Source organism: Spirosoma agri (genome assembly GCF_010747415.1).
In the GTDB taxonomy this organism is placed as follows: Bacteria; Bacteroidota; Bacteroidia; order Cytophagales; family Spirosomataceae; genus Spirosoma; species Spirosoma agri.
The window spans coordinates 360,413-385,605 of sequence record NZ_JAAGNZ010000003.1 but is presented as its reverse complement, the minus strand read 5'-3'; the positions used below and the strand labels follow the sequence as shown (position 1 = coordinate 385,605).

Annotated in this window: 19 protein-coding genes; 10 read left to right on the top strand and 9 right to left on the bottom strand. The window is 50.0% G+C overall.

Translation table 11 applies throughout. The features are described 5' to 3' along the window. Positions 1-117: 117 nt before the first annotated feature. The 4 genes from GK091_RS25540 to GK091_RS25525 all read left to right on the top strand — a co-directional run bounded on the left by GK091_RS25540 (position 118) and on the right by GK091_RS25525 (position 8,020). A complete protein-coding gene (locus tag GK091_RS25540) occupies positions 118-3,216 on the top strand; it encodes an ATP-binding protein (protein WP_164043564.1) in 3,099 nt (1,032 codons plus the stop codon). A gap of 630 nt (positions 3,217-3,846) precedes the next feature. Further along, positions 3,847-4,656, top strand: a complete 810-nt coding sequence (locus GK091_RS25535; protein ID WP_164043563.1) for a 2Fe-2S iron-sulfur cluster-binding protein — start codon at positions 3,847-3,849, stop codon at positions 4,654-4,656. Between the two features lie 22 nt (positions 4,657-4,678). Then, positions 4,679-5,683 (top strand): FAD binding domain-containing protein, encoded by a 1,005-nt coding sequence (locus GK091_RS25530; RefSeq protein WP_164043562.1) that lies wholly within the window; start codon positions 4,679-4,681, stop codon positions 5,681-5,683. A 54-nt stretch (positions 5,684-5,737) separates the two neighbouring features. Then, positions 5,738-8,020, top strand: coding sequence for a xanthine dehydrogenase family protein molybdopterin-binding subunit (locus GK091_RS25525; RefSeq protein WP_170312805.1), 2,283 nt, complete (start codon positions 5,738-5,740; stop codon positions 8,018-8,020). A 387-nt stretch (positions 8,021-8,407) separates the two neighbouring features. Here GK091_RS25525 and GK091_RS30140 read toward each other — a convergent pair whose 3' ends face one another. Then, the gene (locus GK091_RS30140) at positions 8,408-8,590 is read right to left on the bottom strand and encodes a CPBP family glutamic-type intramembrane protease (protein WP_394351899.1); all 183 of its coding nucleotides are present in this window, start codon (positions 8,588-8,590) and stop codon (positions 8,408-8,410) included. Positions 8,591-9,034: 444 nt separating this feature from the next. Between GK091_RS30140 and GK091_RS25515 the strand changes: the two genes are divergently transcribed. Together GK091_RS25515 and GK091_RS25510 are read left to right on the top strand one after the other, a co-directional pair. Further along, positions 9,035-9,211 (top strand): site-specific integrase, encoded by a 177-nt coding sequence (locus GK091_RS25515; protein WP_164043560.1) that lies wholly within the window; start codon positions 9,035-9,037, stop codon positions 9,209-9,211. A gap of 18 nt (positions 9,212-9,229) precedes the next feature. Beyond that, a complete protein-coding gene (locus GK091_RS25510) occupies positions 9,230-9,535 on the top strand; it encodes a site-specific integrase (RefSeq protein WP_164043559.1) in 306 nt (101 codons plus the stop codon). 237 nt (positions 9,536-9,772) lie between these two features. Here GK091_RS25510 and GK091_RS25505 read toward each other — a convergent pair whose 3' ends face one another. Both GK091_RS25505 and GK091_RS25500 read right to left on the bottom strand, forming a co-directional pair. Next, positions 9,773-10,666: an MBL fold metallo-hydrolase gene (locus GK091_RS25505; protein ID WP_164043558.1), complete on the bottom strand. Its 894-nt coding sequence runs from the start codon at positions 10,664-10,666 to the stop codon at positions 9,773-9,775. Positions 10,667-10,761: 95 nt separating this feature from the next. Next, positions 10,762-11,652 (bottom strand): helix-turn-helix domain-containing protein, encoded by an 891-nt coding sequence (locus GK091_RS25500; RefSeq protein ID WP_164043557.1) that lies wholly within the window; start codon positions 11,650-11,652, stop codon positions 10,762-10,764. Positions 11,653-12,275: 623 nt separating this feature from the next. Between GK091_RS25500 and GK091_RS25495 the strand changes: the two genes are divergently transcribed. Further along, positions 12,276-12,848 (top strand): class I SAM-dependent methyltransferase, encoded by a 573-nt coding sequence (locus tag GK091_RS25495; RefSeq protein ID WP_246202407.1) that lies wholly within the window; start codon positions 12,276-12,278, stop codon positions 12,846-12,848. On the opposite strand, the gene GK091_RS25490 is transcribed toward GK091_RS25495, so the two are convergent. Beyond that, positions 12,845-13,231 (bottom strand): hypothetical protein, encoded by a 387-nt coding sequence (locus GK091_RS25490; RefSeq protein WP_164043555.1) that lies wholly within the window; start codon positions 13,229-13,231, stop codon positions 12,845-12,847. The two genes, GK091_RS25495 and GK091_RS25490, sit on opposite strands and share 4 nt — an antisense overlap. A 509-nt stretch (positions 13,232-13,740) precedes the next feature. On the opposite strand from GK091_RS25490, the gene GK091_RS25485 reads away from it, so the two are divergent. Genes GK091_RS25485 through GK091_RS25475 form a run of 3 tightly spaced genes read left to right on the top strand, consistent with a single transcriptional unit; the run spans position 13,741 to position 16,993 of the window. Further along, positions 13,741-14,790: a sensor histidine kinase gene (locus GK091_RS25485; protein WP_164043554.1), complete on the top strand. Its 1,050-nt coding sequence runs from the start codon at positions 13,741-13,743 to the stop codon at positions 14,788-14,790. A gap of 14 nt (positions 14,791-14,804) precedes the next feature. After that, entirely contained in the window at positions 14,805-16,292 is a 1,488-nt protein-coding gene (locus GK091_RS25480; protein WP_164043553.1) for a TlpA family protein disulfide reductase, read from the top strand. An 8-nt stretch (positions 16,293-16,300) separates the two neighbouring features. Next, positions 16,301-16,993 carry a LytR/AlgR family response regulator transcription factor gene (locus GK091_RS25475; RefSeq protein WP_164043552.1) on the top strand — a complete coding sequence of 231 codons (693 nt, stop codon included), beginning with the start codon at positions 16,301-16,303 and terminating at the stop codon, positions 16,991-16,993. Between the two features lie 293 nt (positions 16,994-17,286). On the opposite strand, the gene GK091_RS30135 is transcribed toward GK091_RS25475, so the two are convergent. The 5 genes from GK091_RS30135 to galA form a co-directional block, all read right to left on the bottom strand. Next, positions 17,287-17,553: a transposase gene (locus tag GK091_RS30135; RefSeq protein WP_394351898.1), complete on the bottom strand. Its 267-nt coding sequence runs from the start codon at positions 17,551-17,553 to the stop codon at positions 17,287-17,289. Between the two features lie 235 nt (positions 17,554-17,788). Continuing rightward, positions 17,789-19,885 carry a discoidin domain-containing protein gene (locus GK091_RS25465; RefSeq protein ID WP_164043551.1) on the bottom strand — a complete coding sequence of 699 codons (2,097 nt, stop codon included), beginning with the start codon at positions 19,883-19,885 and terminating at the stop codon, positions 17,789-17,791. 65 nt (positions 19,886-19,950) lie between these two features. Then, on the bottom strand, positions 19,951-20,337 hold the full coding sequence (locus tag GK091_RS25460; protein ID WP_164043550.1) for an L-rhamnose mutarotase: 387 nt from the start codon (positions 20,335-20,337) through the stop codon (positions 19,951-19,953). Next, positions 20,324-22,678 carry a PDZ domain-containing protein gene (locus GK091_RS25455; RefSeq protein WP_170312804.1) on the bottom strand — a complete coding sequence of 785 codons (2,355 nt, stop codon included), beginning with the start codon at positions 22,676-22,678 and terminating at the stop codon, positions 20,324-20,326. The genes GK091_RS25460 and GK091_RS25455 overlap by 14 nt, the downstream gene beginning before the upstream one ends. Positions 22,679-22,735: 57 nt before the next feature. Beyond that, positions 22,736-25,171: a beta-galactosidase GalA gene (galA, locus tag GK091_RS25450; protein ID WP_164043549.1), complete on the bottom strand. Its 2,436-nt coding sequence runs from the start codon at positions 25,169-25,171 to the stop codon at positions 22,736-22,738. Positions 25,172-25,193 lie beyond the last annotated feature (22 nt).

Below are 25,193 nucleotides of genomic sequence, written 5' to 3'. Positions count from 1 at the left end.
AAAGAAGTGCTAACAGCCGGGTCCAGGTCTATCACAATCGTTCCATTTTTTGTACGTATGTTCCATTTTGCTGATTGATAGCTCTTTTTTATCTTCGAGGCACGCTTTTCTCTCATTATGTTATCATTCTTACGTCCTGTATTCGTTGGGATTTTGATTGGCATGAATATGGGGGCATCCAGCTGGGCGCAGCAGGTAATACCCCGGTTCGTTCACCGATTCAGACCACCGGCAGGTACCAATTTCAACGTTACGGGGGCAGTTGAAGATGCTCAGGGCAGGCTATGGTTTGCAACGAATGAAGGAGTTGTCCGATTCGACGGACAACAATTTCGGGTTTATCATGATCCCGTTCTGGGCCACGGCGACGACTATTTTCACCTGGTGTCTTCGCCCGATGGACGTATCTGGTGCAAACTGGGCCGGGGTAGCGCCCTGTCATACATCGATCCTAAATTAGACCGGATCATTCGAGTACCGGACTCCTCTAGGCTGGTGCGGGAGTATTTGTCACAGTGGCGTAGCAATTACGTTTTTGCCGATGCCCAAGCTACGGTGTGGATAGCCCTGCGCCGACGCGGGTTGATTCGCTTCAATCCCCGTACGTACGCTGTCGAGAAAGTATTTGATCAACCCGATGAAGCCGCCCGCTGGATTACCCAGGACCCCGCCGGAACCATCTGGTTCACGACCAACAAAGCGGTGTATGCCTACAACCCCGTCTCGCGCGTGCTAAAACGCTACCGGGATGAACTGGGCTCGCCAAATCGAACGCAATCGGGCACAGCTGCGGGTTCTATGGAGGATCTGTTTGCGATTGGTATTCACGCCCGTCCGGATGGCCGCATATTGGTCGCACTAAGCGATGAGGTGGATGTTATTGAGCCGACCACGGGTCAAGTAACTCGGTTGGAACTGCTGCCCAATAAGTACTATCCGGCCCAGATTGCCCTGGACTTTCACGAAGATCCGCAGGGGAATACCTATTTCAGGACCATGGCCGCCAATTATCGGTATACCCGGGCGGGGCGGTTAGAGCAATTGGAATTCAGCGGCCTGTCGGGGCGTGTCAACTACCTGCTACCCAGCCGAACCAACCGATTGTGGGTAAGTTCGGAGCAAACCCTGCTGGCCTACGATTTGGCGCACGTTCGCCCCCTGCCAGCCCTCAACCTGCTCGATATTACGGTTAACGGTACCCGCCTGGAAAAGGATACCGAACGTCATCAACTGAAGCGCGATTCGCTCGGCCACCCCACGCTCATAGTAGAGGAAGGGGACTTGATTACCCTGCGCCTTTCGCCCTACATCGACAATGTGACGCGGACATTTCGGTTTCGTTTGGAAGGCTACGACCAGCAGTGGAACGTAACCGAGGACGCGACCGGTACGGTTTCGTATCAGTTGTCGGCCGGTACCTATACGCTGCTGCTAAATCGATTCATTTTGCCAAGGGGTTGGTCCAGAGAGGTACCGAGCCTGACGCTGGTGGTACGCCCGCCGTTCTGGAAAACCGGCTGGTTCTGGGCTTTTGTCCTGGTGGCGACCGGAATCTTGGGAACGGTACTGCTACAAAGCTGGAACCGACGGCGTATTCTCCGACAGGAGCTGGCTCGCCGGGAGTTTGAAGCCGCAACGCTGCGGAATCTGGATGAAATGAAAAGCCGCTTCTTTACCAATATTACCCACGAGCTACGGACCCCACTAACTATTATCCTGAATGCAACTGAACAATTGAGTATAGCTCCTCTTAACACGTCGGACCAGAAACTACTGCAGGCCGCCCGGCGCAATACCCAGCAGTTGATGCGGCTAATCAACGAAACGTTAGATATGGCCAGACTAGATGCGGGAAAGCTGGAACGGCACGAGCAACTGGGTGATCCGCTCATGTTGGTCGAGCAGGTGGTTGTCCAGTTTGAGGGATTGGCCGATCAGAAACAGCTTAGCCTAACCTGGAAAGGGGAGTCCCCTATCAGCGCTAACCAGTTTCTGTACCGGTTCGACGCGGATAAACTGGAAAAAATTATCTACAATTTATTGGCTAACGCCGTCAAATTTACCCCCCCCGGTGGACAAGTACGGGTAGAAGGTCGTATCAGCGATGACCATCTGTTTTTGCTTCGCGTTGCCGACACGGGCATTGGTATCGCGGCTGATGACTTGACTCATATTTTTGAACGCTTCCACCAGGTCGATAGCTCTTCAACCCGTGCATACCCAGGCACGGGAATTGGCTTGGCGCTGGTTAAAGAATTAACCGAATGGCTCGGTGGTACCATCACGATTGAGAGTGCTCTGGAGAAGGGCAGTACGTTCACGCTTAACTTACCCCTTAGCCTGAGTACAGCCGCCCCCAGGTCTACAGAAGAGCCAACGGGTCAATCCGTTACATTAGTACCCCAACCCAAGCCGGTTCGAGAGGACTCCCCAGCTAACGTTTCATCGAATGATACCGCCCGGCCGTGGCTGCTGATCGTCGAAGATAATGAGGAACTGCGTCGCTACATGAGCGACGCCCTCTCGGATCAATACCAGCTCATTACAGCAGAAAATGGCCTTCTTGGTTGGGAACAGGCACTGGAGGAGATACCCGACCTGATCGTTAGTGACGTAATGATGCCTGAACTCGACGGATATGAACTGGTGGAACGCTTGAAGTCGGATGAACGGACGAGTCACATTCCTGTTCTGTTGCTGACGGCAAAATCCACCTACGAGAGCCGCCTTAAAGGATTTGGAGCCGGAGCCGACGACTATGTTGAAAAGCCATTTAGCTTAGTCGAGTTGAGTCTGCGAATTCGTAACTGTCTGCGCACCCGTCTGCAATGGCAACGTCACTTGACCGGGGGCATACAGAAAGGGCCAGTTGGAACGTCATTCCACCCGGAACTTGACAGGGAAGAACAGTTTTTGGCCCGGTTGCGGACGGTAATCCTCAAGCATCTAACTGACGAATCGGTGGATGTTGACTGGCTGGTTGAGCAGGCCGGTATGAGCCGCACCCAACTTCACCGAAAAATAACCGCCCTAACCGGTATGAGCACCTCCCGGTTCATCCATAAGGTGCGGCTGGAGAAGGCCGTTGAACTGTTACAAACCGGGCAGCTCAATGTGGCGCAGGTGGCGCAACAGGTAGGTTACAGTTCCCAATCTTACTTTACCAAAATGTTTCAGGAGCAGTATGGGTATTCACCCATTCGGCTGAGAGTCTAGTTCGGTTTATTGAACGATTAGTAAGTTCTGCCGGAATATTCCGTCGGTCGACCACCAAAGCGATTAACGAACTGCCTCGGCTAATCTGTACTGTTAGTTCATGTGAACCGTGTAATCGTAGACCCAGCGAGTTTTAAGCTTGGTGAGTTTATCAATGGTAGCCTCTGGAACAATGTCTTGTCTTCCTTTTATTCGTTCAGCTTTTTTACTGTTTCATTGCATTGACGTATCGAAAGAGACCTTTAGTGGGACTATTTATATTACTTACTATAGATTATCGTTGATACTCACTAAAACCCTTAATGTAACCAAGGTTTATATATTTTAAATTTAGGTTACATTGAGGGGTATCTTTTTCGCACGATCACAATGAAACGTACAAATAGCTTAATGGGAAGCCTAATGCCTGTATTATACCCAGCATAACAGTAAAATACTACTTTGACTATTTACATGTTCATGGATTTATGTATGGACTTGGTATTGAACTGGGTCTTGATACTCTACAAAAAATTTGCTGTTGGTATTCAGCCATAAAAAGCTTTATCGTTGCCTGAAAAGTCTATCGCCGAAATTAAAACAAGTCATGGTTTAAACGCTTACCTTTAGAATAACCTTCAAACAGATAGCATGGAAGACCAGCCCAAGTTTCCGGATCTGACCGACGCCGAGCGCAAGGCTCTTGAAGAGCTCCTGCCCGATGACATGAGTGAGATCATTACCTCAGGCTTGAAGCGACGTCATTTTCTGAAGCTCATCACCTTTACCGGTACTAGCTTACTGGCTACCCATTTACTGGGTATTGAGCAACTAATGGCCCGAACCACCGCCGGAGCACCTCTTCCCCCTCCCCCGACAGGAATAGAGAATGGTATCAACGTAGCCCTCCAAATAAATGGTCGTACGCAGAAACTGTTAGTGGATTCACGCATGACCTTACTGGATGCCCTGCGGGAGCGCCTGGCGCTGACGGGTTCTAAGAAGGGGTGCGATCATGGTCAGTGTGGTGCCTGCACGGTGCTACTTGATGGTCGGCGTGTCCTGTCCTGCTTAACCCTGGCCGCCACCTGCGAGGACAAGGCCGTGACAACCATCGAAGGCTTAGCTGATGGCGACAACGGTCCGACGGGTCGGCTTCATCCGATGCAAACTGCATTTATTAAACATGATGGATTTCAGTGTGGCTATTGTACACCCGGGCAGATCTGTTCGGCGGTTGCCCTGATGAGTGAGGCTAAGAATGGCGAAGCCAGCTATGTCACCCGGAATGTGCGCCAAACGGCTAAGCCCGTGAAACTCTCCGATGAAGAAATTCGGGAACGGATGTCGGGAAATATTTGCCGCTGCGGGGCCTACCCCAATATTGTGGATGCCATTCGCGAAGTGCATGGCGACAAGGCCGTGGCTCAGGTTTGGCAATTTGCGGACGGCACGATTTGATTCAATTAAGCACTCGTCAACCATGAGACCATTCAAATTTTCGAAGGCTGGTGATCCGGCCACGGCGATTACCCTTGTATCGGCGAATCCCAATGCCAAATTCCTTGGTGGCGGAACGAACCTGGTTGATCTGATGAAAGAAGATGTAATGCATCCTTCTGAGCTGGTGGATATTACCCGGCTGAAACACGCCAATATTGAAAAGATCGCAACAGGCGTAACCATTGGCGGCTCGGCGACTAACGCACTCACAGCTAATCACGAACTGATTCGTACAAACTACCCGCTGCTCTCCATGGCCATCCTGGCCGGTGCTAGTGCACAGATTCGAAATATGGCGACCAATGGAGGCAACCTAAACCAGCGCACGCGCTGTACGTATTTCTATGATGTAAACCTACCCTGTAATAAACGCGAACCAGGTTCCGGTTGTGGTGCTTTAAAAGGCGTCAACCGTAACCATGCGATATTCGGATGGTCTGAAAAATGCGTCGCGGTTTATCCATCGGACATGGCCGTAGCGCTGGCAGCGCTTGATGCGGTGGTGCAGGTGGAAGGTAAAAACAACGCCAAACGCACAATACAATTTGCTGATTACCACCGTCTGCCAGGTGAGAATCCCGAAAAAGATAATAATCTGCAACCAGGCGAATTAATTACCTCGATTGACTTACCGACCAATGGTTTTTCCGAACGTTCCTATTATCTGAAGATCCGGGAACGCTCATCCTATGCGTTTGCGCTGGTTTCCGTGGCAGCGGCCCTGGCACTGGACGGAAACCAGATTAAACAAGTTCGGATTGCCCTGGGCGGTGTGGCGCATAAACCCTGGCGGGCATTGATCGCTGAAAAATGGCTGATCGGCAAAGAAGCCACAGAGGCTAACTTCCAGGCAGCCGCCGAAGCCGAACTTAAAAATGCTAAACCCCTAGAACACAACAAGTTTAAAGTAGCGATGGCCAGGAAAGCCATTACGAGGGCCTTGCAGGGGGCTATGCAGGGTGGGGTGTACGGGCTTGACGGCTAGCCACCGGTAGTGGATTGGAAAAGTACTATCGTTCAACAGAGAAGGAGTCAGATTATGAGTGAAACCGGCAAACCAATCAGTCGCATCGATGGCCACCTGAAGGTGACGGGCAAGGCAACGTATTCTGCGGAATTCAACCAGCCAAATATGGCCTATGCGTTTCCCGTACGGGCCACGATTGCTAAAGGACGGATTACCGCTTTAGATGACGCGGCCCTAAAGAAAGAACCTGGCGTGATCAGCGTGGTCAGCTATAAAAATGCCGTAAAGCTAAAACCGCTCGATATGCCCGCGCAAGCGGAGGCCGGTGCCGCGTTCCTGGGGGAGAACCTACCGCCCTTGCAGGATAACCAGGTGCATTACCCCGGACAGTTTATCGCCGTGGTGGTGGCCCAGAGTTACGAACAGGCCCGCGCGGCTGCTTATAAACTCAAGGTGCGTTATGCCGTGGAGAAAGCGGCAACTGATTTGAAGACGGAGCTGCCCAACAGTAAGAAACCAACGAAGTTCATGGGAGAGGAAGCCCAGGTGAATGGGGGTAAGGCAGCGACCCCGCTTGCTACGTCGGCCCACCGCGTGGATCATACCTATTCGACCCCGGTCGAGCACCATCATCCGATGGAGCCACACGCAACCGTGGCCGTTTGGGAAGGAAGGGACAAGCTAACTTTATACGATGCTACCCAGGGCGTGGGCCTCACCGGCGCCATCGCGGCTTATTTTCTGGGTCTACAGCCGGAGAATGTCCGCGTGATCGCTCCTTTTGTGGGTGGCGGCTTTGGCAGCAAAGGACTCTGGCTTCATGCCCTTCTGGTCGCGATGGCCGCTAAGGCCGCGGGTCGCCCGGTCAAACTGGCCCTTACCCGCCAGATGATGCAGACCAACGTCGGACATCGGGCCGCCACGATCCAGCGCGTGTCCCTGGGTGCGGATACGGCCGGGACGTTGAAGGCGATTCGGCATCATACCGATACCTACAATAACCTGACCGAGTTCTTCGAACCGAGTGGCAAGCAGTCACTGGTCCTGTACAAAGCGCCGGTGCGCGAAGTTACCTATAACGTAGCCAAACTGAACCGGGGCACACCAACCTTCATGCGCGCGCCCGGCGAGACGCCAGGCACTTTTGCCCTGGAGTCCGCGATGGATGAGATGGCCTATCAACTCAAGATGGACCCAGTGGCGTTTCGAATCGCCAACCATACTACTCAGGACCCGATGAATGGGCATGACTTTTCCAGCGAGTTCCTGGTTGACTGTTACCGGATTGGTGCCGAGAAATTTGGCTGGTCGGCCCGCAGTATGGAACCCAGACAGAAGCGAAGTGGCAACTACCTGGTAGGTTACGGCATGGCGACCGCTACGTATCCCGGTGGCCGAAGTGCGGCTTCGGTCAAGGTATCCATGACCGCGAAAGGTGATGTCACGGTGATGACGGCCTCGATCGACATTGGGACCGGAACCTATACCGTCCTGGCGCAGACAGCGGCTGATGCGCTGGGCGTACCAGTAAACCGGATTCAGGTAAAGATCGGTGATTCCAGTTTGCCGGCGGCACCGCTGGCTGGTGGTTCTCAAACGACAGCCAGCATTCATCCGGCTGCGATGGAAGCCTGCGTTTTGTTGAGAAAAGAGCTCGCAGCGCTGGCGATCGCCGACTCCTCGTCTAAACTCCATGGCCATAAACCGGACGAGATCGGTTACGCCGATGGTAAACTCGTTCTCATTGGCGACGAGCGGAAGACGGATTCCTATGCCGACATCATGAGCCGTGCCAAGCGGACTGAAGTGGAAGCCTGTGCGACCACCCTGCCGGTTTCCGGTGCGGGTCTTACCGTTCCCAGTGCCTTGTGTACACCCCAGCAGATTCCAGCCGAACAGAACAGTGATAGTAAACACTATGCGTTTCATTCGTTTGGTGCCCAGTTTGCCGAGGTGTGGGTGGATGAGGATTTGGGAACCATCCGGGTGAAACGGTTCACCAGCGTCCAGGACGTGGGTCGTATCATGAATGAAAAAACGGCCCGTTCTCAAATCATTGGTGGGGTCATTTTTGGCATTGGTGCCGCCTTGATGGAAGCCACGGAGTACGATAAACGCTGGGGCAGCCCGGTCGTGCGAACCCTGGCCGATTATCACGTGCCTGTCAACCTGGATGTGCCGCCCATCGATGTCCATTTTATTGGGAAAGCCGATCCTCATATTTCACCCATTGGGGCCCGGGGTATTGGGGAGATTGGTATCACCGGTGTGGCAGCCGCTATTGCCAACGCCGTGTTCAACGCAACGGGCAAACGACTACGGGATCTTCCTTTGACACCCGATAAATTGGTATGAAAACGGGGGTAAGTACCAATAAATCGTCGCGTCAGCACTCAGGTACAAATGATTTAATAGTTGTACTATTCAATTACACGATCGTTTTGCCGGAGTGCTGACGCGACGATTTTGATAGTTGCTGATTGGTCAGTCAGCGTCACTGTAGCCTGTCATGTGTTACAGGCATGACACCTGTTAGTAGAAATGTACTAGTTAGTTATCGTTGAATTTAGCTATTAGTGTATTATTTGTATCTTGAATAAATACAATTAATTATGTGTTTGAAGTCATCCACAAAAACGCTTTTATTTGTGAACGACTTCTCCATCGAATTTGCGATTTGGCAACACCAGCTAGCTAGGGTAAAAAAGTATCGACAATCATGTCGGTCAGCTGATGGCTGGTCTAACCCGCCCACAAACTTTTGGCCTTTAGCACGACCCAAGCCATCAGACCAGCTCCCAAGGCAAGGGCAATACTTTTCTCAGTTAATCCGTGGGCTAAGCCGAACACCACTGACATCCAGACGACTGCCGATAGTCTATTCCAGTATTTAACGCAACAAGCCAAGAGCAGCCCTCGACAAATTACTTCTTCATATCAGTTGGTTATACCATTTATACCGCAGCGATAAACGTCAACTTTAGGACTGAATTTTTGTCCCGTTGACGCTACATTTAGTACTGGAATTGCGCAAGTACTATTCCGGTAATAAATCCACCTTTTAAAAAAGGTAAGTTATAAGCAGTAGTACCACTCCATTGCAAATAGTAATCCATTTTTAGGCGATATCTTCCAATAAAAAGAGTGATCAGGGCTAAGAGCAGTAAACCGAACAGGCCATTTCCATAATCGTAGAATAGCAATCTATTTACTTTCTCACTGAAGCCCAGGAAAAGAATGACGAATTCCCGTAAAACAGCAACGCCGTAAAATCCGATGAAAATGAAACTGCTTAAAACTAAGGCAACATAAACCTTATGGCTGGACCGCTCCAAAACCAATCAGTTTGGGGAAGTCGAAGAGAAAGCGGTGGCCTATGCCACCGAGCCTGAATATTGCCCCCTCACAGCTCTGCAAGCTTGGCTGTCGGTCATTGGCCGGGCGGAAGGGCCTTTGTTTGTCCGGATTCGGAAAGGAGAACGAGTGACCAGTGATCGGCTGTCGGACGAGTGGGTCAATCTATTAGTCCAGCAACAATTGGGCTAACCGTTCACGGCCCACTCCTTGCGGGCTAGTTTTGTCACCATTGCGAAAGCGAACGAAGCGGATGATCTGGAAGTGATGAATCAGACCAAACACCGTACTACGACCATGATCCAACGCTATGACCGTCGTCGTAATATCCGCAAACACAATGCGTCAGGCAAACTGGGGCTTTTGCCAGGTACTAAACCAGTAAACTCAGCCCACAAATGGCCTCCTTTATCCAGCCATACAGTGTTGTCCGGTACAGCCTACCGTTGCGTACAGGCACCCAGCGAAGCCGCTTTTGGCGAAGCAGGCATGCGTCCAAATCCTATCGTCAACTAAGTGACTAGTCTATTTATCGCGTTATCAAATAAATGATCAACCACTTAATTGACAACGTGACAAATAATACGGAATTTTCCGTTTGTTTCTGGTACTATTCATCAGCTTACAACGGCGCTCAATTGGCACAGCGGAGAAGAGCCGGTAGAGTAACTTCTACAGCGCAGCTCAAGCAGGGGGCGGCAGTCATACGATAAGGAATTGGGTAGCCAAGGCGGGCAAACGAGCGGAGTGCCCTTATTCGTAATACCGTTGGAAGGACTCGTTGAGAATCTTTTTTACGTCCACCGTTAGGTTCTGATAGGAGTAAAATCCATAGACTGTATCAAAGGAAAGCTGGGCAAAACGGTTTCTTATCCGTACGATTTCGTGCAGAGGGAGCGGAATTCGGTTTGGATAGCTGTACATCAGGGCAAAATGGGCCATGCTGGGCGACAGATACAGAGTATCACCCACCAACAGGGTTCCCTCAGGGGATAAAGCGGGCACGTGTAGCAGGCTGCTGCCTGGAAAATGGCCGCCTATATTGATCAGCCGAGTGCCGTCCCATAAAGGCTGCTGCTGGCCTGTCCACAACTGGACATACTCACCCCGGTCATGAATAAAGACTTCGTCGCTCTGATGAATGTATACTGGGCAATTGAACTGCTCGGCCCAGTCGCACATATTGCTGTAATAATGCGGGTGGGAGATAGCAATCGCTTTCAAACCGCCTTTGCCCTGGATAAACGCCATCGTCGGTTCATCCAGAAGGGGTATGCAATCCCAGAGAATATTGCCGCCCGGCGACAAAACCAGTAAGGCCCGTTGACCAATGGCAAACTTTGGGTTGATAACCAATTCATAGAGATGCTCCTGAAGCTTAACAATCTTGATACTATGGCTTATTTCCATTTTCTGGGAAGTCGTCCAGCCTTGACCCGTGTCGGGAATATACTGCCGGTCATCCAGGCAAATCGGGCAAAGTTCGACCACCTTACCCGTCGGGTAGTGCGTACCGCAGGTCGTGCAGACTTTTGCTTCTTTAGTCCTGTCGGCTTGTTGTCGGTCGAGACGGGTAGGGACCGTACCCTGAACCAGTGATAAGGCACTTAGGGAAGCGGTCTGTTTAAGGAATGTTTTTCGTTGCATCGTCGTCAAGGTTTACGCGACAAAGCTCTGAAGACCCCGGCCCTTATTCAATGGACAAACGGGAAGAAGGCTTGTGTTTTATCGGACTCTTTTGATCACTCCGTTCGTTGACGCTGGCGAAACTGGTTTGGGGCAAGGCTGGTGTTGCGTTTAAAGAAGCGATTGAAGTAAGCTTGATCCGCAAAGCCCAGGCGAACGGCAATTTCCTTAACCGATAAGCCGCTATGGTAGAGGTAGCGTTTCGCTTGCAGTACTAATCGCTCCTGAATCAGTTGCTGGGGAGGTTTACGGGTGAACTTCAGGGTCAGGTTCGCTAAGGATTTGGTAGACAGATGCAGCATATCGGCGTAATGAGCGACCGAATGATGACGGATAAACCCCTCTTCGACCAGTAGCTGAAAGCTTCGAAATCGTTCCAGGTCGGCGTTGGAAAACGTTGCGGACGGGACAAGCTGCTTTTTGAGTGTATAGATTTTGTACAGCAGGATTTTCAAATAAGCCGATAGAATCGCTTTGTTAAAAGGTCCTTCGTTGTGATACGCCTTAAGTAGATCCGTGAAGGCTTCGTCAATCAGCTCGTTACTGCCCTCTTGAAGGGGTAAAACGGGTAGGACATCGGTATCGTCAAAAACATGGTTGATGAGTAGGGCCATCTCCTGGCCATCCGCATTGGTAAAAAAAGAAGAAGCGAATTTTAATATCCCCCCTTTAGTGGGACAATCTTTCCGGATTGTATGGATGTTTCTGGGGCTAAGCAGAAACAGGCAGGGGCCACAAAACGAGTAGTTCTCAAAGTCAATGGTATGAATTCCCCGACCTTCCAGCACCCAGATAATTTCGAAGTACGTGTGCGCATGCGGTTCGATGCGCTGGAGGTGTTCCGGTTGAGTATCCTGATAGGAGTTGATCTGAAAATCCTCAAATTTTTGATTAGAAAAACTTTCCTCTTCCGTATAAACCGGTATAATCGGTGTGGAATAACTCATGGCGTCAGTTCTATGCGTTGTCGTGGATTGTACACAGCTATCCGCATGTCAAGTGTAAACTCCCTTGTTTATGCTGATGAAAGTGTCACCTATTGTGGCCCTTCTACCATCCAGGTGGCTGCTCTCCGTTTTGAGGTTCAACTTGTTCAAACAGTTGAACTGGTCCAGTGATGAATTAAACTACACCCAGCCTATCATCGTTTCGAGGTTCATGGATCAAAAATAGACCGAAATTGACACCCGACGGTTGGACAGATGCGAAAATGACCTGCACTTTTCGGAGGTGTTAAACGAGGTATATATAGGGTCGTTTTACTTAGTGAACTGCGAAGCCAAGCGTGGCAGATGGTCCGGCCAACCGGCACTCTACGATCTGAATAATCAACCTAAGCTACAGCGGTGTTTTGGTATAATTACCTTTTCCGGTAAACACATCGTCTGTCGCCCGATAACGTATGCTACGTATAGCATTGGACAGATGTTAAAAAAGGGCTGTCTCACGAAAACCCTCCCACCTGAGACAAAATAGATCTTATTAATCCACTAGTGGGGTCGATTTTCCAGTACAGCTATGCTGGCAACGTAATTACGGATATCTTTCGAATACAATGGCGATGAAGATAATGGACAAATCAAACGGGTACGAAGACTTCGCAGCCAGTTTTATCAGTACTCGCCAACAAGCCATTGGCGCATCTTCTGTTCGTCGCTGGGCCAAAACTCTATCCCCAAAGGCTACCGTGCTCGACTTGGGCTGCGGAACGGGTATACCTGTTTCTAAAATATTGATGGATGAAGGGATGCTCGTTTATGGGATTGATGCATCGCCAACGCTGGTGCAAACCTTCCACCATAATTTCCCCAACACGCCAGTTACCTGTGAAGCTGTCGAAGATTCTTTATTTTTTGCGCGGCAATTTGATGCTATTATCGCCTGGGGCCTGCTGTTTCTTCTACCAATGGATGCACAGATACTAGTGTTACGAAAAGCAGCGGATGCCTTGTCGACCGGCGGCAAGCTATTGTTTACGGCCCCGTCTCAAGCCGCTACTTGGCGGGATATGATGACTAGCCGAACGTCTACCTCTCTGGGAACTCAGGCGTACAAAGACTTACTAGCTGTTTGGGGACTGAGACTGCTAGAGGAATTCGACGATGAGGGCGAAAACCATTATTACCATGCCGTCAAAATCTAACGGGTAAGCATCTGTTGGCTATAGACAACCCCGCATTTTTGAGAGAATGGAAATACCATTCTCTCAAAAATGCTCTTACCTGAGATGAAGCAGATTTCATAAATCAGCATTGTAAAAGGGGCAATTAATAGACTACCAATTCCAACTCTTCTCACAAACTGGGGATCATGTTCGCAAAGTTGTACGATATGAGAGCGATATTTTTCCCATTTGTAAGCTTGTTGTTGATCATAGGCTCTTGTAAAAAAGAAGAGGTAATTGCCCCCCGCTGTGCTAATGCTGGTGCTTTGGTTAAACAGGTTAAAAATGTAAGCGGTGTGGTGTACTATGATTCCACGCAAAGCAGCTACTTTATTCGGGTCCCGAATAGCTTTGATTCCCATGATCTAGGTTACACCTGCAACCTGCCTACTGACTATCAAAAAACTGGTCTGAAAGTCAAATTTAGCGGTACCTACTATCAGAGTGACAAACAACTAGGCTTTGTGGGGGGTGACAAGAATTATTACTTATCACTTAGTGCCATCCAAGAACAATGATGCGCTCAACCAGCGTATGATGAAGGTCCTCATAAATCACTCCCAACTGAGACGATGAGAATTTTATGTGTCTACTTCAGAAATAGGCGACTATAGGCACTTTGATAAGAAATTGTCATACGAGCCAGAATAGGCGGCTTATCAGAGGGCCATTTAAATTTGTTCAGACTTGTTTTTGCCCGTCAAAAATAAATTGGAGCCTAAAGCGCTACCAACGTTTTCAATAAACGACGACTCATTAAAAGTCATTTTATCAACTTACCCCAAACTTTGTCCCACTTACCCCATTTAATTGCGAATAACCTAAATGCGGGCTTGATTTGAGATGTCTATCAATCGGAGATCGCCCCACAATGAACGTACCCCGGCTAACTATCTGGCAACAATGGCTGCTGCATGCCCTGCTCCTATGGACGGTTAGTGAACTCAACGATGCCCTAACCTATTGGTACGAAGTCCACTCCAATGGCGTGTACCTGATTAACCCGGATGGCTCTTCGGTCACCCAGTGGCAGCGATTTCTTAATCATAACTACTATCAGGCAGTTTGGGCCGTTATTTTAGCGGGAACTCTACCCATCGAAATCAACTACCAGCTTCTCTTTAAAAAAAGGCCTTTCGTCTATTTTCTTTTTAGCATCAGTTTGTGTTCCATCGGTTTTGTCGCCCTACTCACGGTGTATAATCGATGGAAATTCGGAGGGCAGGTAAGTACCCTATGGGCGCCTGCTATCATTATTACGGGCTATAGTTTTGCCTACGCCCTGCTGCGAGACTTTATCCAGCAGCGTACCACCCGGGCTCAACAGCAGATTCAGCATACTCAGGCCGAACTCACGGCACTGAAAGCTCAGATTAACCCCCACTTTTTCTTTAATACGCTCAATACACTCTACGGAACGGCTTTACTAGAAAAGGCGCAACAAACGGCCCAAAGTATTGAACAGTTAGCCAGTATCATGCGCTACACGATCACGGAGGCCCAGCAAGACTTTACTCCTGTCGCTCATGAATTCACCTTTATTACCGATTATTTACAGCTGCAACAGCTTCGGCTGCCTCAGCGCGATACGATTCAGATTAAAACGACTCTTCAGTACGATGATCTGCCCGCTCTAATCGCTCCCTTACTGCTCATTCCTTTTGTCGAAAATGCCTTTAAATACGGCATCCGAATGGATCACCCCTGTTTTATTACGCTCCAATTGGTCGTTCAGCAGCAACAGCTGGATTTGGTCATCGAAAATAGTGCCTTTCCGCTTCGAGAAGACCAGGCTGGGTTAGGAACGGGGATTCAAAATACCCGAAAACGCCTTGACCTGCTTTATCCTGGAAATTATCAATTGACTATTCAGCCGAATGTGGACCGATACCTTGTCCACTTGCACCTACAGCTTCACTAATCTCCAGCTTACTTATGCGACTGATTCTTTTTCTGATAGCCCTGATTGGGCTTAGGGATACCCATGCTCAGGTAATGATTTCCGGACAGATCCTACCAGCTAAACCGGGAAGATCGCTCGTTTTGAACGTGCCCTTCGATTGTTGGCTATATGAACCGAACTCCCAGGAGATAGTTTCTGATAGCCAGGGCCGCTTTTTCGTTCAACTAGCTGTTCGACAACCTCAAATCATCTTTTTAACCTACGCGGGCAAACGCTTGTATCTGTACGTCGAACCGGGAAAGAAGCTGTCGATCCAGTCCGATGACTCCTTAAAAACGATTCGATTTGGGGGAAGCCTGGGAAAGCAAAATCAATTTCGTCAGCAGCTGGGCCTGACTTTTGCCGCCCTGGGTAAGCCCACCTGGAATGACTCCCTCTCCAAGCCTGACCAGATCCTGGCAGACCTGCAAAAGGCCCAACAGTCTGCCCGGCTAAAGCTGAAGAGAACTCCGTTCAAACCCTCTCCGGCTTTTTTACGTATGATCCAGGCCGATGTTAACTACTTTGCCGCCAGTACGCTTTGGGATTTGATCTGGCGCAATGGAGTGTGGACCCAAGCCAACAAATCCCGCTACGGCAGGGACGAATGGCGGCAGGCGTTGAAACAAGCACACCAGGCGATTACCTTATCGAATGCAGAGGCCTTAACCAGTTATCACTACCAAATTGTGATTGCCTATTACCCCCGCTACCTTCAGCATCTTGCCGCTACAAAAGACGAATTTGGTCTCATTGCCGAAGCCATCTTTAAAAAACCGTTTGCCCAAATTAATCAGGAGGTTCGCCAGAAAGGGGAACGCTATTGGACGTATTCCGCCTTAAACTACGGACTGACAGGGCATTCGCTGGAGCGAGCCATTGCTTCTTTCCTGACCAATGGCATTTATCAGGGAGATCTGGCCTATCAGCAGGAAGCGTATCAGGATTTCATGAACCGTTTTCCGGATAGTCCCTACCGACCTTACGTACAGGAGGTAATGAAACCGTATTTGATCAGCCTGGCTAAGACGAAAACCGATCTGGTCGATGTTCACTTTGTCCCAAATTCTCAACAGATACTTACCGTTGATTCGCTGGTTGCCGCCCACCGGGGACGAGTGATTTATGTGGATATGTGGGGCACCTGGTGTGGTCCCTGTCGTCAGGAATTTAGCTTCAATCAGGCCTTGAAAGATCGCTTCAAAGGAAAACCAGTTGATTTTGTTTACATAGCTGTCGAACACAGTCCCAATCCGGAAAAACACTGGCAGAAAACCGTCGCTTTTTATGGGTTAACGGGTTACCATATCTTGGCCGGAAAAGAATTGGAACAGAATTTACGGAAACTATATGCCCAGAATGATACGCTTCAATTTCCATCGTATATCTTAGTTGATAAGTCGGGTAAGATTGTCACCCTGCATGGAAAACGTCCCTCCGATAAAGCCGCCCTGTATGAGCAAATCGAGCAGTTATTGTAAAAAAGGATATGTCTACGATCCGTTGTATTTTGATCGATGATGAACCCATGGGCTTGAGCGTACTTCAGGCCCATGCCAGCAAAGTGCCGTATTTGACCGTTTTAGCTACGTTTGCTAGTGCGACCGAAGCGCTGGTCTACTTACAAACGCAACCCGTTGATCTGCTCTTTCTGGATATCCAGATGCCGGATTTATCAGGTCTGGAAATGGCCCGTCTCTTGGACTCTTCCATGCCTATCATTTTTACCACCGCCTATCGCCACTACGCGGTTGATGGTTTCGACCTGGCAGCCATTGACTATTTGCTAAAGCCGATTAGCCTTAGCCGTTTTTTACAGGCTTGCCACCGTGCGGCCGATCGACTAGCCAGTTTGCCTTCCCGAAAACCAGCGACCAATGATCATCTATTTGTCAAAACGGGTTACGACTGGGCACGGATTGATTTGGCTTCTTTGCTGTACATTGAAGCCGATGACAATTATCTAACGTTTTATGAGCTTGATCGGCGCACGTTAAGCCGGATGAAACTGTCCGAAGCGATGGATAAATTACCGGCTGATCAATTTGTGCGTATCCATAAGTCCTATGTTATTTCGCTGGCGAAAATTGATAAAATTGAGCGGCATCAAGTTACCTTGGCGGGTCATTCTCTGCCTCTATCGGCTACTTTTCGCCAGGAACTGCTCGGTCGTTTTAGTTAATGTTGAAATCCGTTGAGTGTGCGGAATAATCCTTCCGTTCTGTGTTAACTACTTAGGTCAGATGTGAAGCACGTCGATCATAGCTTCAACTCACCACATTTCCTATCTAATGAGAAATGACTACGAATGAATAGGTCGTCGCACGAAACGCTCCCTCGTGAAACGGTAGAATCGTCATTTGTCTGCTTCAGAAAATGGGACGTGGCTGTTGCATAACTCCGCTTTCTTTACCGATTTTTCAGCGTCTGAAATGGTAAATCAGATTTTTCTATCATCGTCTGCCCTTCTCCCTTCTAGTTGAGAAAAAGCACGCCAGGGCCTAAAAAAGGGTCTCCAGAAGGCAATGAACATTTTGCCTCTAGGGCTTGGGCCTGACTAAGAACTGACTTGGTGGTGAATTTCATATACGCCTTCAGGTTGAAAGCAATAGCTGCCATCAGCATCATTTTGTGAGCTCCCGCTTTACCCCGTACATTAATCTTTCGCAACCCAGTGTATGCCACCCGATTACCCAAGACGGGTTCCACCGTCCGTTTGTAGTTTTTGCGGCCAGCATACAGGATTATCCTGCTCAGATAATATCCAGAGGTTTACTTGGACTAATTATTAAATAATCTGTCCAAGTGAAAAGCTTAACTTTATTTGAAAAATATAAAATGATCCCATGGCTGAAGACGTAGAATATTGAAGAGTTTTACCAACGAAAAGTTGAGTGGTTGCCCGATTCAATGCGCCCGGCGATTGACCATTTTAATGTCTTTCATCTCGAGCCCCGTATGCTTCAGTGGCTATCGCTCAATTCGTTAACACGTCCAATTCGGCGTAGCCAGCCGCGTCGTTGTTTTGCGTGTTATGAGTAGCCCTTAGCCGAACATAGCGCGCTTTTACAGGATTAAAGGTTTTGATTTGCCATAGAGGATTGTTTTTGATATTTGAAAACTCGCCTTCACTGACCAATTTCCACTGCTGATTATCGGGCGAAACAGAGAACTCATAGGTTGTAATAACTCCGTTTATCCGAGCCTGGTCAGGCAAGTATTTGAAGCCTGCCAGATTTTCTTCCTGACCCAAATCGATGACAACATCGACGGGCATTTTTTCACGCTGTGGCTGATACCAGGCCGAGCCTGGGTTTCCATCAATGAGGTTGTCTGCTTTTTCGTCGGTTGTGCCAACAATCTTCCAGTTTTTATGCGCAATATCGAATTTTTCAGTCGTCACCGGGCTGCTTTTTCCCGACACGGGGTCGTAAGCGATGGCCTGAATGGTCACTTTACCGGCAGCCGGTATAGGAGCATTGTAGGATTGGGAGGCTTTCGTTGGGGTGCTACCATCCAAAGTGTAGTATATAACGGATTCTTTGTCAGAGGCTTTAATCATTACGTCGCCTGCTTTATTTCGTGTGATGGTAGGCGCAATCAGTATCTGGGGAGCGTTATAAACGCCTAAATTGGCGATGATCGGGCTGCTTTTGGTGTCGGTTATCGTAAACCGAAGTTGGGTGGCCGTTACAGTGGGGAGAATAAGGATACGTTTATAGCCAATAGTGGTTTGCCTGGCCAATTCTTTCCACGCCCCGTTGACAAGTGCCTCCACGGTAAAGGCTTTGACGCGTTGCCCCAGACGAATGTACTCCTGTGCCAAAAAGCGGTTAAACGTAGTTGGTTTGCCAAAGTCGATAGTCAGAGACGCCGTTTTTACCGCATCGTCGGTGGCCCAGTATGTATTTTTGTTACCGTCCAGGGCTTTATCAGCGCTAAAGTCTTTGGCCCCAGCCCGAACGTTCGACGCGGTGGCTTTCTTCTTCTCGGCCAGATTGACGGCAAAGGCTTCTTTGACCACTTTGGCCAGTTCTTTAGACGCTTTCGCGTCATTTTCATGAATCATTCCCCTTTGGTCAATGGGGAAGTTAAGCAGCATAGTACCATTTCGTCCGAAAGAACTATAGTAAATGGTCAATAACTGCGGTAACGTTTTTACTCGACTATCCTCATACGTATGGTAGAACCAGCCCGGCCGGATGGACGTATTGACTTCGCCCGGTACCCACGAGTCGCCGTTCTCCAGACCATGACGTAACATATCTTCGGGTACGTCGCCGGTAGCATTTAACAAACTCCAGTTCGTTTCGCCAACGTAACCTTGTTCGGTACCTACCCAGCGCAAATCTCCTCGTTCTCCACCATCGTTCCAGATAACAATCTTGGGTTGTAGCTGGCGAATGAGCTGATACGTATTCTTCCAGTCGTAATAAGTGGTCCGGTCGATTTTCCGGGTTTCGCGGGCACCCCCATAATAGCCCGAGCCGCCGTTGGCCCCATCGAACCAAATCTCGAAAATATCGCCATAATTGGTCAGCAGTTCCCGAAGCTGGTTTCGAAAATACGTGATGTATTCAGGGCGACCGTAGCCGGCATAGTTCCGGTCCCAGGGCGATAAATAAATGCCCAGTTTCAGCCCATATTCTTTGCAAGCATTGGCCAGATCCCGAACAATATCGCCTTTGCCATTCTTCCAGGGCGAATTCTTTACCGAATACTCGGTGTATTTGGAAGGCCATAAACAGAATCCGGAATGGTGTTTGGCCGTCAGGATAATTCCTTTCATCCCGGCCTCCTTGCAAACGCGCGCCCACTGACGGCAATCGAGTTTATCCGGATTGAAAATTTTAGGGTCATCATCACCGTAGCCCCATTCCTGATCGGTGTAGGTGTTCGTCGAATAGTGGATAAAGGCGTAGTACTCCATCTCCTGCCAGCGCATCTGATTCTCATTGGGTATCGGACCAAATGGTTTAGGTGCTTTGGGCTGCGCACACACGATGCCAGTGAGCCCTATGCAGAGCAGTAAAGCGCAAGAAAAACGTTTCGTTACGTTATTAACGTTATTCATAAAGTTACTCGTCAATTTATAGTGTCATTACGCAATAAGGGTAATCCGGAACCAATCCTGTACCTCTATTCCATTTTATAAATCTGCTCCATCAGCTGCCATTTCTGGTTAGCGGTGGCCACCGTTGTGATATCCTGGAATTGCGACACGTGGGCCTCCCATTCGTCCTGGTAGGGTTTGCTCGCTAGTTCGGCCATAGCCCGGTCGTGAACAAAGTCGGCTACGGTATCCATAATCATAAACAGTGTGGTCCCCAGCAGGTAAAGCTCCATCGCCATAATCCCAACCTCCTTCATTCCCTGGGTGATTTCGGGCCATCCTGCTCCGGGCGCATGGACTTTTTTGTAGGCGTCGATCAGTCCGGCATCATTCTTCAGCTCCATTGTCTTGCAAAAACGCTTGTAATAGCTGGCTTTCAGGGGTTCTACCAGGTCTGAGCTATCGTTTTTCATGTAATTCGATTCCTTGTTTTAATTCCTTTTGATTACGAAAAACCACTACGGTAGTGCTTGAACCGATCACCAGAAGACGTGCCTCGAACAGGTCTCGTAGCGTATTGATTTTTTTGTCATTGAACGATAGAATAACATCATTGACCTGTAGGAGTGTAGATGCTTCGGATTCGGAAGGCACACGTACTACCAGTACTCCCCGCGCTTCGTCCATCCCCGTTGCCGACCGTTCCCCCAGCGACGTCAGATTCTTGACCGTTGCTCCCATAAACTGGATCGATTCGGTGTCACCAACTTTGGTCAGTTTAATGAGGGTTGGCAGCGGCACTGATTTAGCGTGCTTTTTCAAGCGGGGAGAAACTACGCCAAAGCTGTCCATCGGAAAGTTTTTGAACCCGGCGGCCAGCGCAATCGACCCCTCTTTTACCCGAAAGTCACCCTTTCCAGGATCGATGAACTGAGGATCACCGTACACGGAATGCTGGTCTGTTCCGCGTTGTCGCGCCTGGGCCAGGGCCACCGAATCGGGAAAAATATTGTGATCGATTTCCTGGCCCCAGTTGGTGATGCCAATGGGCAGATACCCGGTGGTTACGATGTTATGGCGGAATACATCATGGCTGTTTTTGAACCACACATGGGGATGAAATGTATTGTTGATCATGATGTTGTTTTCCACCACCCGCCAGACACCCTCGCGGAGCTTTAGGCCACCATTCAGACACAAGTTGTTGTAGATGAGGTAATTGCTTGACCCATCGTCCAGATCGATGTCCCAGCCGTGATCGCACCGCATCCGGTTATACCGGAGAACAATGGGTTTTACGACGTCGAGCAGGGCAAGGTCGTAATTCGTTGCTACAATCGAGTCGAGTACCCGTTTGTTCGGGTGCCAGTAGCGATCCCGGCCCCAGGAATTGAACGAACCGTGATCTCCGCTTTCCTTCACGGTATTGAACACGTCGTTGTATTCGATGAGGTGACCGCCCCAGGTTCCTTCGCTTACGTTGATGCCCGCCCTGGGTACGTCGTAGATCGTATTATGGCTCACCGTAATCCCCTGGCACATGGACAATTCCACGCCTGCTGACTGCTTTTCAACGTAACCCAGATCGAACATCAGGTTATCGTAGACTTTACAGTCGGCTGGGTAATTGGTCGTTTTAGGACCGGGCGCTCGGTCAATCTGAGCCAGCGGGACAAACTGATTGTACTCAAAGCTCGGCGATCGAACGGCCTTGGGATCACCCACAAAACAGACGGCACTGGCTCCGATGTCCCGAATCAGGCAGCCCGATACCTGACAGTTTCGGTTGAAATTGTTGAAAAAGATGGCATTAGTACCCAGATTGTAGAGTGTACACTGGTTAAGGCTGCAACTCACGGCTCCTTCATACAGCACGGCCCCACCCCGGTAAATGGTCCAGTCGCTTCGTAATAGTGGCTCCCGATTCAGCATGAAGGTGCGAATGGTTTGCGTGAGCGTCAGGCCAGTCAAGTGAATGTTTTTTACCGGACTGGCTTCCGTACCGGTAAACTCAATCAAATGAGCCAGCTGCGGAGTCTCGAACGTAGCCGTCTTCATCGCGAGCTCTTTGGGCGGCTTGAAAAACAACGTTTTACCCGTTTTGTCGTAATACCACTCATTGGCCGTATCCAGTTCTTCCAAAACGTTCTCAACAAAACGGTGTCGGGCGTGCATCCCCATCCGGCGGTTATTCTGCCAGCCACCTTCGAGAGTCGGTTCACCTTTTTCATTTTTCCCGGTGATTTGGTAATGAAAATCGCCCCATTCGGCTCGATGCAAAGCATGGACGTAGCCCCCGGCTGGTGATTTCCATCGAGCCGCCCGTTCCGCGCTGACGGCGTCGGCGGCTGTTCCCCCCAGAAACCGGGCAGAAGGGTCGTAGTTGGGATAGCGGGCCATGCGTTGGCGTTGCCCGTTGACAATGAGCTCATCAAAGATCAGATCCTGCGCAACCGGTGTCTGCCAGATTCCGTTAGAGCCCTCTTTCCAATGCAGGTTCGTCAACACGGCTCCACCGCTCAGGACTACCGGCTGGTTATCTACCGAGGTTAGGGTTAACGGCTCGTTAGCCTTCCGGGAATCGGCGTCCGTAAACCGGATGGGCTGAGTCAGGTGATAGGTTCCGCCAAACAGCCTGATCGACACGGGCCCGGTAGTTCGGTGGGCCGTCACCAGCGCCTTGCTGATTGAAGCAAAAGGCTTTGTTCTCGTTCCTGGATTGGTATCGCTGCCGTTGAGTGAAACATAGAAAACAGTCTGGGAAAAAGCCCAGAATGGAAATAGGCCCAGAACCAGTAGCAGCCGTCTAAGCATGGATTGTGTTCGGTTCTTTATGAAGGTAGGCCTGGGTGACTTCATCCGTAAAAGTGGTTAGTGTACGTGCAGAATAACTTCGGCCCCTTTTAGCGTTTCAGCGGTAGCACTCAACCGAATGTCTCCCGCTGATTGATTGGATTGGACCAGAACCTGACAATACCCGTTGAAGGCCATGCGCTGGCTGGCTTTGTCAGACTCACGGCTGCTGGGGTTGCCATTGCCTGTGCCGATGATCCGTCCCGGCCCGTTGATGGAAAACTTCACCTGATTGCTGGCCGTAGGCACCACCCGGCCTTTGGCATCCCGAATGGCAATGTTGATAATTGCTACGTCGGTGCCGTCCGCTTTGAGTGACGTTACATCGGCGTTCAGTGTCAGGTGAGCAGGAGCCGTTGTGGTTTGGAGAAGTTCTCGGGCAACCAGTTTTCCGCCCTTATACCCCCGGGCTTCAAATTGGCCGGGCTGGTAGACTACCTCCGACTCAATATACTCGAATGGTTCTACTTTTTGTTTCAGCACCCGTTTTCCATTGACTAGCCACTCGACTTCATCGCAATTGGTGTAGCCCCGCATTTTCATCGGTTTACTTTCCTTGCCCGGCCAGTTCCAGTGCGGAAACACGTGAACCAGCGGTGTATCGGTCCAGGCGGCTTTGTAGGCATAGTAGCCATCTTTGGGGAATCCGCAGAGGTCCATTATCCCAAAATGAGAACTCACACAGGGCCAGCGGTAAGGCGTCGGTTCGCCCCGGTAGTCGAAGCCGGACCAGACGAACGTACCACTTAAGTACGGGTACTGAACGATGTGCTTCCAGTCCTGACCCGGTTGCAAGCCCCAACTGAGTCCCATACCGAAGTTAGAGACATAGCCTTTCTGCTTGTTGTCTTCGTGTTCGCCCCGGGTAGCGACATAACTGGTCGACTCACTAACGATCATTTTACGTTGCGGAAATTTTTCGTGGTCTTTGACGTACTGCATCCCCCGTTGCCCGTAATTATAGCCCACGACATCCACTGCATCGCTGTAGCCGCCCTCGTTCCAGCCGTGGTTCATAGCCGCCGTAGTGGGGCGGGTAGTGTCGATCTTACGGGCGGTTTCAACCATCTTGGCCAATATGCGGGTACCCGTTACGTTGCCTTCCAGCGATTCTTCATTTTCCAGACTCCACATAAAGATGCTCGGATGGTTCCGATCCCGGTAGAGCAGCGTTTTTAGATCATTCAGCCCGTTGTCGGTGCTGGTGAGCAACCGGTTTTCGTCCATGACCAGCAGGCCCATCTGATCGCAGAGGTCGAGCAGTTCCGGCGTGGGCGGGTGGTGGGCCGTACGATACCCGTTACAACCCATTTCTTTGAGCAGTTTGAGTCGGTACGCATTCAGTTTGTCGGGCAATGCTACCCCAACGCCCGCGAAATCCTGGTGATTGGCCGTCCCTTTGATTGGATACAATTTTCCGTTGAGAAAGAAGCCCTCTGTCGTCAGGGCGATGGTTCGCACGCCGAACGTCGTTTCGTAGGTATCCACCAGTTTTCCAGCCTCCGAAACCTCCGTCAGGACTTTGTACAGGTTGGGTGTTTCGGGCGACCAGCGCTGCGGCTGCGGAATGGTTCCCGTCTGAGCAATTTCTACCTGATCGAACGCGGCAATCGACTGCGATACGGTTTGGGTATTGAGCAGGGCTCCCTTACTATCGACCAGTTTCGACACCAGCGTAATCGTTTTGGGATCCTTGTACTCGTTTTGGATCGTCGTTTTAACGCTTACCACTGCTTCCCTATCGGATACCGAAGGGGTCGTTACAAACGTACCAAACCGGGCAACGTGGAGCGGGTCCGTTTTCGTAAGCCAGACGTGGCGATAAATGCCGCAGCCTTCGTACCACCATCCTTCATAGTCCGTAGCATCTACCTTGACCAGAATAACATTTTTGCCTTCCTTTCCGTACCGAAGCACATTCGTCAGATCATACCAGGCAGGCAGGTAGCCACTCGGATGGTTTCCCATCAGATGGCCGTTGACCCAAACCGTGCTGTTCCGGAAAATACCATCGAATTCAATCGTGATTTTCCGGCCTGAATCTGCTTCCGATACCTCGAACTCTTTCCGGTAAAAACCAATCCCCGGTAGCCGATATCCATTCCCGGCTGGTTGACTACCAATGTTATCATCATGGATATATGGCTCCTCGATTAACCAGTCGTGCGGCAGGTTTACATTGATCCAGTCGCTGGGCTTGTAATTAGCCACTTTGTTCTTGTCGGTATAGGCAATGATCGCTTCTTCGCCTTCTACTACCTTGACATTGGCATCGGTAAGGCCACCCTGTTTACCCGCTTTTACCGCTTGCTTAATGGCGATATCGCCCTTGTGAAACTGCCAGAGCTTATCGAAATTCTCACGGGACCGTTGAGCCTGAGCCGTTCCGAGCCATCCTATAGAGTACAGCACCAGACTCAGAACAATCGTCAACTTAGGAATACAGGGCTTCATACTATCGTTTAACTGATTCACG